The 10,239-nt window shown below is 62.5% G+C and carries 11 protein-coding genes; 6 read left to right on the top strand and 5 right to left on the bottom strand.

Going from position 1 to position 10,239, the window contains the following annotated elements; genetic code table 11:
- Positions 1–35: 35 nt before the first annotated feature.
- From LB558_RS02765 to LB558_RS02750, 4 genes are all read left to right on the top strand, one after another.
- Positions 36–1,223 carry an amino acid ABC transporter permease gene (locus LB558_RS02765; protein ID WP_224696094.1) on the top strand — a complete coding sequence of 396 codons (1,188 nt, stop codon included), beginning with the start codon at positions 36–38 and terminating at the stop codon, positions 1,221–1,223.
- A 9-nt stretch (positions 1,224–1,232) separates the two neighbouring features.
- Positions 1,233–2,390, top strand: a complete 1,158-nt coding sequence (locus LB558_RS02760; RefSeq protein WP_224696093.1) for an amino acid ABC transporter permease — start codon at positions 1,233–1,235, stop codon at positions 2,388–2,390.
- A gap of 136 nt (positions 2,391–2,526) precedes the next feature.
- Complete coding sequence (locus LB558_RS02755) at positions 2,527–3,276, top strand: amino acid ABC transporter ATP-binding protein (protein ID WP_031213892.1); 750 nt, start codon at positions 2,527–2,529, stop codon at positions 3,274–3,276.
- 112 nt (positions 3,277–3,388) lie between these two features.
- Entirely contained in the window at positions 3,389–4,057 is a 669-nt protein-coding gene (locus LB558_RS02750; RefSeq protein WP_224696092.1) for a TIGR02117 family protein, read from the top strand.
- A 15-nt stretch (positions 4,058–4,072) separates the two neighbouring features.
- On the opposite strand, the gene LB558_RS02745 is transcribed toward LB558_RS02750, so the two are convergent.
- The 5 genes from LB558_RS02745 to LB558_RS02730 form a co-directional block, all read right to left on the bottom strand.
- Complete coding sequence (locus LB558_RS02745) at positions 4,073–4,396, bottom strand: BrnA antitoxin family protein (RefSeq protein WP_224696091.1); 324 nt, start codon at positions 4,394–4,396, stop codon at positions 4,073–4,075.
- Complete coding sequence (locus tag LB558_RS33095) at positions 4,374–4,490, bottom strand: hypothetical protein (protein ID WP_412033431.1); 117 nt, start codon at positions 4,488–4,490, stop codon at positions 4,374–4,376. Before LB558_RS33095 ends, LB558_RS02745 begins: the two co-directional genes overlap by 23 nt.
- A complete protein-coding gene (locus LB558_RS02740; RefSeq protein ID WP_412033428.1) occupies positions 4,445–4,663 on the bottom strand; it encodes a BrnT family toxin in 219 nt (72 codons plus the stop codon). Before LB558_RS02740 ends, LB558_RS33095 begins: the two co-directional genes overlap by 46 nt.
- Before the next feature lie 71 nt (positions 4,664–4,734).
- Positions 4,735–5,958 carry an FAD-dependent monooxygenase gene (locus LB558_RS02735; protein WP_224696090.1) on the bottom strand — a complete coding sequence of 408 codons (1,224 nt, stop codon included), beginning with the start codon at positions 5,956–5,958 and terminating at the stop codon, positions 4,735–4,737.
- Between the two features lie 19 nt (positions 5,959–5,977).
- Positions 5,978–6,223 (bottom strand): zinc-finger domain-containing protein, encoded by a 246-nt coding sequence (locus LB558_RS02730; RefSeq protein WP_224696089.1) that lies wholly within the window; start codon positions 6,221–6,223, stop codon positions 5,978–5,980.
- A 246-nt stretch (positions 6,224–6,469) separates the two neighbouring features.
- On the opposite strand from LB558_RS02730, the gene LB558_RS02725 reads away from it, so the two are divergent.
- Both LB558_RS02725 and ppx read left to right on the top strand, forming a co-directional pair.
- A complete protein-coding gene (locus LB558_RS02725; RefSeq protein WP_224696088.1) occupies positions 6,470–8,671 on the top strand; it encodes an RNA degradosome polyphosphate kinase in 2,202 nt (733 codons plus the stop codon).
- Positions 8,671–10,206: an exopolyphosphatase gene (gene ppx, locus LB558_RS02720; protein ID WP_224696087.1), complete on the top strand. Its 1,536-nt coding sequence runs from the start codon at positions 8,671–8,673 to the stop codon at positions 10,204–10,206. Before LB558_RS02725 ends, ppx begins: the two co-directional genes overlap by 1 nt.
- Positions 10,207–10,239: the final 33 nt, after the last annotated feature.

The raw sequence follows: 10,239 nt of genomic DNA, 5'->3' as shown, positions 1-10,239 counted from the left end.
CTGCCTCCCGGTTTCTCTTTCCAGGGGACGGTCGAATGGCATCGCAGGACGTACTTCGCGAGGAGCCCAGCCGCGGCTCCTTCATCAACGATCCGAAAATCCGGGGCATATTCTTCCAGGTGCTGGTCGTCGTGCTGCTGGTGGCGGGCGTCTGGTGGATTGCCCACAACGTCATCGACAACCTGACGCGGCTGCGCATCGCTTCAGGCTTCGGCTTCCTGAAGGGCCGCGCCGGCTTCGACATCAGCGAGAGCGCCATCGCCTATTCGTCGGATTCGACCTATGGCCGCGCCATTCTGGTCGGCCTCATCAACACGGTCATCGTCGCCATCGTCGGCATCATCACCGCGACAATCATCGGCTTCGTCATCGGCATCGGCCGGCTCTCGCAGAACTGGCTGATCAGGAAGATCTGCACCGTCTATGTCGAGGTCTTCCGCAACATCCCGCCGCTGCTGGTCATCTTCTTCTGGTATTCCGGCGTGCTGGCCGTGCTGCCGGCACCACGCGACAGCATCGGTTTGCCGTTCGGCTCCTTCCTCAACCAGCGCGGTTTCTATTTCCCACGCGCCGTGTGGGGCGACGGCTCATGGCTGATCTTCGTCGCCCTGCTCGTCGGCATCGCCATGGCGTGGTTCGTCGCGCGCAAGGCGCGGCAACGGCAGATGGCGACCGGCCAGCAATTTCCGGTGTTTTGGACATCCGCGGCGCTGATCGTCGGGCTGCCGCTGCTCGCCTATGCGCTGAGCGGCTTTCCCCTGAGTTTCGACTACCCGAAGCAGTCGACTTTCAACCTGACCGGCGGCTTCCAGGTCCGGCCGGAGTTCCTGTCGCTTTATCTGGCGCTGTCCTGCTATACCGCCGCCTTCATCGCCGAGATCGTGCGCGCCGGCATCAGGGGTGTCAGCGCGGGCCAGACGGAAGCTGCCGGTGCGTTGGGGTTACGGTCCGGATCGATCCTGCGGCTGGTCGTCGTGCCGCAGGCCATGCGCATCGTCATTCCGCCGCTGACCAGCCAGTATCTCAACCTGACCAAAAACTCGTCGCTGGCCATCGCCATCGGCTATCCGGACCTGACGGCGACCGCCGGTACGGTGCTGAACCAGACCGGCCAGGCCGTCGAGGGCGTGGTGATCATGATGGTGATCTATCTCGCCATCAGCCTCCTGACCTCGCTTGTGATGAACTGGTTCAACGCCAAGATGGCGCTGGTGGAGAGGTGAGGTAAGGACATGCAAGAACATGATATGTCCTGGGTGCGCACCGAAATGGTGCTGGCGCAGCCGGCGCCCGCCAGCGTCACCGGCCTCGGTGCGTGGGTGCGCAAGAACCTGATCGCTTCTACCGGCGACACCATTTTGACAATCGTCGGCATCGCCCTGGTGGCGATGATCCTGCCGCAGATCATCAACTGGGCGTTCATCAACGCCGTGTGGACGGGACCGGACCGGACCGTATGCGCCACGGTGGCGCAAGGCGGCATCCAGCCGGATGGCTGGACCGGCGCCTGCTGGGCTTTCGTCAACGCCAAATTCGGCCAGTTCATGGTCGGGCGCTATCCCATCGAGGAGCGCTGGCGGCCGATCCTGGTCGCCATCCTGTTCGTGGCGCTGCTGGTGCCGATGCTCATCCCGAAGGTGCCGCGCAAAGGGCTGAATGCGGTTTTGCTGTTCTTCGTGCTGCCGGTCGTCGCCTTCGTCCTGCTGGTCGGCGGCATGTTCGGCCTGCCGCATGTCGAGACCTCGCTGTGGGGCGGGCTGCTGGTAACGCTCAGCCTGTCCTTCGTCGGCATTGCCGTGTCGCTGCCGCTCGGCATCGTGCTGGCGCTCGGCCGCCGTTCCAAGATGCCGATCATCAAGACGCTGTGCGTCGTCTTCATCGAGACGGTGCGCGGCATCCCGCTGATCACCGTGCTGTTCTTTGCCAGCGTCATGCTGCCGCTGTTCCTGCCGGCCGGCGTCTCCTTCGACAAGTTCCTGCGGGCGCTGATCGGCGTGTCGCTGTTTGCCGCCGCCTATATGGCCGAAGTGGTGCGCGGCGGCCTGCAGGCGATCCCCAAGGGCCAGTATGAAGGTGCCGATTCGCTCGGCCTCGGATATTGGCAGAAGATGTATTTCATCGTCATGCCGCAGGCGCTGAAACTGGTCATTCCGGGCATCGTCAACACCTTCATCGGCATGTTCAAGGACACCAGCCTGGTCATCATCATCTCGATGTTCGACCTGCTCGGCATCGTCAAACAGAATTTTTCCGATGCAAACTGGGCAACCGCGCAGACGGCCAGGTCCGGCCTGATCTTCGCCGCCTTCGTCTTCTGGCTGTTCTGCTTCGGCATGTCGCGCTATTCAATGTACACCGAACGCCGGCTCGACACCGGCCACAAACGCTGATGCATGTCGCCCAAAAGTGTATAGCGGTTTGGGGATAACGACATGCATCATAACCAACGATAAAGAAAAAGGGGATCCTGTCATGGCCACCGAAAATGCCGTCAGCGCCGAAGAGATCAAGGTCAACGCCGCCAAGATGCAGATTTCCACCACCGATGTCGCCATCGACATCATCGCCATGCACAAATGGTATGGCGAGTTCCATGTGCTGAAGGACATCAACCTGAAAGTGATGCGCGGCGAGCGTATCGTCATCTGCGGCCCCTCCGGCTCCGGGAAATCGACGATGATCCGCTGCATCAACCGCCTGGAGGAGCACCAGAAGGGCAAGATCATCGTCGACGGCAAGGAACTGACCAACGATCTCAAGAAGATCGACGAGGTGCGCCGCGAGGTCGGCATGGTGTTCCAGCACTTCAACCTGTTCCCGCATCTGACCATCCTGGAGAACTGCACGCTGGCGCCGATCTGGGTGCGCAAGACGCCGAAGAAGCAGGCCGAGGAAATCGCCATGCATTTCCTCAAACGCGTCAAGATTCCGGAACAGGCCAACAAATATCCCGGCCAGCTTTCCGGCGGCCAGCAGCAGCGCGTGGCGATTGCCCGGTCGCTGTGCATGAACCCGCGCATCATGCTGTTCGACGAGCCGACCTCGGCGCTCGATCCGGAGATGATCAAGGAAGTGCTGGAGACCATGGTTGGCCTTGCCGAGGAAGGCATGACCATGCTGTGCGTCACCCACGAGATGGGCTTCGCCCGCAAGGTCGCCAACCGGGTGATCTTCATGGACCAGGGCCAGATCGTCGAGCAGAACACGCCGGCCGAGTTCTTCGACCACCCCCGTCACGAGCGCACGAAGCTGTTCCTGTCGCAGATACTGCACTAAGGCCTCGACAGTCACGAAGAGCCCGGCTGAAACACTGCCGGGCTCTTTTGCGTATGGGGTAACAGGCGGGCGTTCGTGTCGCGCCGGAGCGCGTTTGCAGGGCCGCCTTTCAATGAAAAGACTGGGACGTTTTCTAGGTCTTCTGTTGATTGTCGTCGCACTCGCCGTGACGACGGGCACCCTCGTGCCGCGGCCGCTGTGGCCGGCGGCGGCCGCCATGCCCGCTACGACGCGTCACATCCTGGTGCTGAACAATCCGATCCACACGGACATCGCCATCCCGGTCGACGACGCCGTGCGCCGACGTTTCGACTTCCTGGTCGACGCCGGCATACCGGCCGACAGGCCGGAGGTCCGCTACATCGTCTTCGGCTGGGGCGGCCGCGCTTTCTACCTGGAGACGCCGACATGGTCTGAGCTGAAGGCGGCGCCGGTGATGAAGGCACTGACCCTCGACGCGTCGGTCATGCATGTCGATGTCGCAGGTGACATCCTCGAACCGCGCCCTGATATCGTGGGATTCGACATCGGTGAGGACCGGTTCGCGGCGTTGCTCGATTTCGTCGATGCGAGTTTCCAGCGGGGACCGAAAGGCCCGATCCTCGTTCCGGACGCAGGCTACTCCAGGTTCGACGGCTTCTACGAAGCCAATGGCCATTTCAACGCAGTGGTCGGCTGCAACACCTGGACGGCGGCCGCCTTGCGCACCGCCGGCCTGCGCACCGGCTGGTGGAACCCGCTGCCTGTATCGCTCGGGCTGTCGATGCGGCTGTATAATTGAAGGCCATTCCGGTGATCAGCCGGCCTTGCGATCCTGTTTGGACACATACTCTCGAAGTGCTCTGTTGATTGCACTCTGGTAGCCGCGACCATCCGGTGCGCGCCTTTTGAACCAGGCGACGAGGTCAGAATCGAGACGCAGGGTCAGTTGTTGCTTGACCGGCTTGAAATAAGGATTTCGGACGGCGTTCTGCCAGAATTCCTCGGTCAATTCGGGAAGGTCGCTCGTGTCGACATCACCCTCTGGTCGCGCCTTCAAAGCCGCGATCTCCGCTCTCTGCGCTTCTGTCAGAGGAGGCGGATTGGTTGGGTCAAATTCATATCGAACGATTTTGCGCATAATGCCTTTTCTCTCTGGACGTGGCTCGCCGCGCTGAAATGATGCGGATCACCTCGATCCCGTCTTCCTCTCGATCTGCGTGTGCAACCAGCAATACCAATGCGGTGTCAACCAAGCCGGTTGTCTGCCAACGATATTCGCCCCTTCAATTCGATCATGCTCCAATAGCGCGAAGGGATCGGCGAAAACGCGAACGGCGGTGTCGAAGCTTACGCCATGCTTCCGAAAATTGGACTTCGCCTTTTCGGCGTCCCATTCAAATCGCAATTTGCGCCTCGTTGACTACAAAAATGTAACTACAAATTGCCATTACGTCAAGGTCGATAGATGTAGACATTCTAAGGAGCCCGCCAGCCATAGAGCCAGTCCAGATCCGCCGCGAGTTTTTCCGACGAGCGCACCTTCAGGAACACATTGCGCGCAATCGCCACTGGACCCGAGGCATGCCAGGCCAGCCGGTTGACAGCGCCGCGTCGGGCGACCTGCGCGACACGCGGTCGCCGTGACTGTTCCCAGGTCGCAAGTGCGGCCAGGGGGTCGGCAGGGGAGGCGTAGACGGCGTCGGCAAGCGTCGCCGCATCCTCGATCGCCATGGCCGCGCCTTGCGCCGCGAATGGGGTCATCGCATGCGCGGCGTCGCCGATCAGCGCGATGCCGTTCGATGTTGTCCAGGGCTGTTGTGGGTCGACTGTGTGGATCGGCCATGCGGTCCACGGGCCGGCCTGCTCGACTAGACGGGCAAGTTCTGCCGAGGTGCCGCGCAGGGCTCGGGTCAGGATCCCGGCGTCGGCGTTGCCGGACCAGCCCTCGGCAATGCGGTCGCCCCTGGTGAAGGCTGCGAGATTGAAGGCCGCACCCTTGCTGACGGGATAGGCGACCATATGGAAGCCGGGATGCAGGAAGGTGGTGACGCAGTCCCTGGCGCCGATGGCGGCAAAGCTCCGACCGGCGGCACTGTCGGCCGCGACGGTGGCGCGCCAGGCTAGTTCGCCGGAGAAATGGTTTCTTGGCGAAGCCGACCCCTTGGCCGAATCGGCGAGTGTGCGCACCGACGACCAGACGCCATCGGCGCCGACCAGCAGGAAGCCTTCAGCCTTGATGGTCTTGCCGTCGATCTCGACTGTCGCCGCGATGCCATGGCTGTCAGTGGCAACACCGCTGACGCGCCCGCCGGTGATGAGATGGATATCCGGCATCTCGGCAACGCGCGCGGTCAGTGCGCTCTGCAGATCGGCCCTGTGCGCGACGAGATAGGGTGCCCGCCAGCGCGTTTCGGCGGCTTGCCCCAGCGGCACGCGCGCCAGTTCGCGCAAGGTCGCGGCCTTCAACACCACGGCTTCGGGCCGCACCGCCGCCTGCAGCAGCCGGTCGAGCACGCCAAGCTGGCGAAGGATACGGGTCGCGTTTGGAGAGAGCTGGATGCCGGCGCCGGCAGCTTCCAGGCGCTGCGCCTGTTCGAACACCCGAACAAGGTAGCCGCGCTCGGCGAACGCAAGGGCTGCGGTCAATCCGGCGACACCCGCCCCGGCGATGACAATTTGCCGGGATCGCGTGTCGTTCATCGGGCTAGTCGCGAAAGACTCAGGCGGCCTGGTCGATGTAGATGCAGCCGGCCGGCAGCGTTTCGGTCGCCTTCAGCTTCGGCGAATAGCGGTAGAGCGTCGAGCAATAGGGACAGACTTTTTCATTGTCGTCGCCCATGTCCAGAAACACATGCGGGTGGTCGAAAGGCGGATTGGCGCCCGTGCACATGAATTCCTTGACGCCGATGTCGATTGCCTGAAAGCCCGCATCGTTCTGAAAATGGGGAATGGAACCGCCTGCCATCGTCGTCTCCTTAACGCAGTCTCGTCTGCATCTGGATCATATCAGGTCTCTTTGCAAGTTCGATGAAATCAAACTGTCGCAAAAGCCTGTCAGAGGATAAGTTAAGCCGGTTAACGCATGGCCCCGAAGACCTCCCCCGGTTTTCGGCAAGGACCATGCGTCGCCTTGGAGTGGCAGAGCGTCCTTTGCGCGTCCTGAATGACGCGCGGCGCTTTAACTGGCTGACGGTGTGGAAGAGCGGGAATCATGAACGAACTGAAGCCGGTGCAGAACGAATTCGTGGATGTCGAGGTGGCTCGTCCGGAGGGCGGCAATCCGGATCGCTTCGTCAATCGCGAGTTTTCCTGGCTGCAGTTCAACCGGCGCGTTCTCGAGGAATCGCTGAACCTCAATCATCCGCTGCTGGAGCGCGTCCGCTTCCTGTCGATCTCGGCCGCCAATCTCGACGAGTTCTTCATGGTCCGCGTCGCCGGTCTTGCCGGCCAGGTGCGCGAGGGCATCACGCTGAAGAGCCCCGACGGACGCACCCCCGAACAGCAGCTCGAACAGTTGCTGCGTGAGGTCGAGCGGCTGCAGGAAGACCAGCAGAAGAGCCTTTCGGCGCTTACCGTGCTGCTCAACAAGGAAGGCATCGAGAGCATCACCCGCGATGCGCTGACCAAGGACGAGAAAATCTGGCTGGAAGACCATTTTCAGGGGCAGGTGTTCCCGGTGCTGACCCCGCTGTCGATAGACCCGGCGCATCCGTTCCCGTTCATCCCCAATCTCGGCTTCTCGATGGCGCTGCAATTGCGCCATCGCAAGAACGGCGAAGAGATGAGCGCGCTGCTGCGCCTGCCGGTGGCGCTGAAGCGCTTCATCCGTCTGCCGGACCGCAAGCACCATGTCCGCTTCATCCCGCTGGAAGAGGCGGTCGGCCTCTATATCGGCAAGCTCTTCCCCGGCTACGAGGTCAAGGGCTCCGGCACGTTCCGCATCATCCGCGACAGCGATATCGAGGTCGAGGAGGAGTCCGAGGACCTGGTGCGCCTGTTCGAAACGGCGCTGAAGCGGCGGCGGCGCGGTTCGGTGATCCGCATCGAATTCGACAGGCTGATGCCTGGCGAATTGCGCGACTTCGTGGCAGGCGAGCTTGGCGTGTCGTCGAGCCGCATCAGCGTGCTCACCGGGCCGCTGGCGCTCAGCCAGATTTCCGAGATCGTCGCCGTCCCTCGCGACGACCTGAAATTCATGCCCTACAATCCGCGTTTTCCCGAGCGCATCCGCGAGCATGGCGGCGATTGTTTCGCCGCCATCCGCGAGAAGGACATCGTCGTCCATCACCCCTACGAATCGTTTGACGTCGTGGTGCAGTTCCTGCGCCAGGCGATGGCCGATCCGGAAGTGGTGGCGATCAAGCAGACGCTTTACCGCACCTCCAATGACAGCCCGATCGTGCGCGCGCTGGTCGACGCGGCCGAGGCCGGCAAGTCGGTCACCGCGCTGGTCGAGCTCAAGGCGCGCTTCGACGAAGAAGCCAACATCCGCTGGGCGCGCGATCTGGAGCGTGCCGGCGTGCAGGTCGTGTTCGGCTTTCTCGAGCTGAAAACCCATTCGAAAATGTCGCTGGTGGTGCGGCGCGAGGACGGCAAGCTGCGCAACTACGTGCACCTCGGCACCGGCAACTACCATCCGGTAACGGCGCGCATCTACACCGACCTGTCCTTCTTCACCACTGATCCGACGATTGCCCGCGATGTCGCCCAGTTGTTCAATTTCATCACCGGCTATGCCGAGCCGACGGACGAAATGCGGCTTGCGATCTCGCCGTTCACGCTGAGAAGCCGAATCCTGAAGCACATTGCCGACGAGATTGCCTACGCGGTGCAGGGGAAACCGGCGCGCATCTGGATGAAGATGAACGCACTCGTCGATCCGATCATCATCGACGCGCTCTACGATGCCAGCCGGGCCGGCGTCGAGGTCGACCTTGTCGTGCGCGGCATCTGCTGCCTGCGGCCGCAGGTTCCGGGCCTGTCGGAAAACATCCGCGTAAAATCGATCGTCGGCCGTTTTCTCGAGCACAGCCGCATCTATTGTTTCGGCAATGGTTACGGCCTGCCGTCGGACGAGGCGATCGTCTACATCTCTTCGGCCGACCTGATGCCGCGCAATCTCGACCGCCGCGTCGAAACCATGGTGCCGATCACCAATCCAACTGTGCATGAACAGATCCTTGGCCAGATCATGCTGGGCAACATCATGGACAATCAGCAAAGTTTCGACGTATTGGCTGATGGAACCTCCCGGCGCGTCGTGCTGGAGGAGGGCGAGGAGCCGTTCAACGCGCAGGAATATTTCATGACCAATCCGAGCCTGTCGGGACGGGGTGACGCGCTGAAGTCGCATGCGCCCAAGCGCATTGCGCAGTTCAAGCGCCGCAAGAAGAACGCTGCAGCGTCCGGCTGATGCTGTCTGATTCCCAGGGCCGGCTGCAGGACCGCCGACCGCTGTCCATCATCGACATCGGATCGAACTCGATCCGTCTCGTCGTCTATGAAGGGCTGGCGCGCTCGCCGACCATGCTGTTCAACGAAAAGATGCTGGCCGGTCTCGGCCGGGGCATCGTTTCGACCGGCAAGCTCGACCCCGAGGCCGTGACGCGCTCGATGGAAGAGTTCCGCCGCTTTCGCGCGCTTTCCGACCAGGCCGGCGCCGAAAATATGTATGTGCTGGCGACCGCCGCGGCCCGCGAGGCGGTCAACGGCCCCGATTTCATCCACCGCGCCGAGGATGTGCTGAAGACCGAGATCCGTGTCATCAGCGGCCGTCAGGAAGCCTATTATTCCGCGCTCGGCGTCATTTCCGGCTTCCATCCGGCCAATGGCATCGCCGGCGATCTGGGCGGCGGCAGCCTCGAACTGGTCGACGTCGCCGGCGAAGCGATCGGTGACGGCATCACTCTGCCGCTGGGCGGCCTGCGCCTGCAGGACATGGCGAAGAACTCGCTGGCCCAGGCGGCGAAGATCGCGCGTGACGAACTGGCGAAGGCCAAGCTGTTGAAAAGCGGGCAGGGCAGGCCCTTCTACGCCGTCGGCGGCACCTGGCGAAATCTCGCCCGGCTGCACATGGAAATGACCAACTATCCGCTCGGCGTCATGCACCATTACGAGATCAGCGCCGAGAGCGCGTCGAACTTCCTCAAGCAGGTGGCCAAGGCCGAGATCGAGAAGGTCAAGGGCATCGAAGGCGTTTCCAAGAACCGCCGTTCGCTGCTGCCCTATGGCGCCATCGTGCTGCAGGAGATCATGGCGGCGATGCAGCCGTCGAAGATCATCGTTTCGGCTCTGGGTGTACGCGAAGGCTTTCTCTATTCGCTGCTCGACGAGGCGGAGCAGAAGGCCGATCCGCTGATTTCGGCCTCGGAGGAGCTTGCCCGCCTGCGCTCGCGCTCCGTCACCCATGCGCATGAACTTGTCGACTGGACCGCCAAAACCTTTGCCGCTTTCGGCATCGAGGAGACCGAAGACGAGGCGCGCTACCGCCACGCGGCCGCATTGCTGGCCGACATCGGCTGGCGCGCGCATCCCGAATATCGCGGCAAGCAATCGCTCAACATCATTGCGCATGCGTCCTTCTTCGGCGTCGACCATCCCGGCCGTGCCTTCCTGGCGATGGCCAACGCCTATCGTCACGACGGCATCTTCAACGAAGCCATCGCCCCCGAGATCAAGGCGCTGGCGCCGCCGCGTTATCTGGAGCGCGCCCGCGTGCTCGCCGCGATGATGCGCGTCGTCTACCTGCTGACGGCGTCGATGCCCGGCATCATGCCCAGACTGAAATGGGAACAGCGCGCCAACGGCGTGCTGGCGCTGGTCTTGCCGGCATCGCTGGCCGATCTCTATGGCGAACGGCCGGCCGGGCGCCTGGCGCAACTGGCCAGGATCACCAACCGCCGGCTGGTGCTGGCCGTCGAGGGTGGGCCGAGCGTGTCGGTGAAGTAGTGTCGGAGCAGAGTGGAACCTGTTCGGTCGACG

The organism is Mesorhizobium sp. CO1-1-8 (assembly GCF_020164875.1).
GTDB lineage: Bacteria > Pseudomonadota > Alphaproteobacteria > Rhizobiales > Rhizobiaceae > Mesorhizobium.
This window is presented reverse-complemented; position numbering and strand designations above follow the sequence as displayed.

Excerpts from the sequence above, each read along its gene's own strand:
- LB558_RS02745 (WP_224696091.1), bottom strand. The coding sequence starts at position 4,396 with ATGCGCAAAATCGTTCGATATGAATTTGACCCAACCAATCCGCCTCCT.
- LB558_RS02760 (WP_224696093.1), top strand. The coding sequence starts at position 1,233 with ATGCAAGAACATGATATGTCCTGGGTGCGCACCGAAATGGTGCTGGCG.
- LB558_RS02750 (WP_224696092.1), top strand. The coding sequence starts at position 3,389 with ATGAAAAGACTGGGACGTTTTCTAGGTCTTCTGTTGATTGTCGTCGCA.
- LB558_RS02730 (WP_224696089.1), bottom strand. The coding sequence starts at position 6,223 with ATGGCAGGCGGTTCCATTCCCCATTTTCAGAACGATGCGGGCTTTCAG.
- LB558_RS02735 (WP_224696090.1), bottom strand. The coding sequence starts at position 5,958 with ATGAACGACACGCGATCCCGGCAAATTGTCATCGCCGGGGCGGGTGTC.
- ppx (WP_224696087.1), top strand. The coding sequence starts at position 8,671 with ATGCTGTCTGATTCCCAGGGCCGGCTGCAGGACCGCCGACCGCTGTCC.
- LB558_RS02755 (WP_031213892.1), top strand. The coding sequence starts at position 2,527 with ATGCAGATTTCCACCACCGATGTCGCCATCGACATCATCGCCATGCAC.
- LB558_RS02765 (WP_224696094.1), top strand. The coding sequence starts at position 36 with ATGGCATCGCAGGACGTACTTCGCGAGGAGCCCAGCCGCGGCTCCTTC.
- LB558_RS02725 (WP_224696088.1), top strand. The coding sequence starts at position 6,470 with ATGAACGAACTGAAGCCGGTGCAGAACGAATTCGTGGATGTCGAGGTG.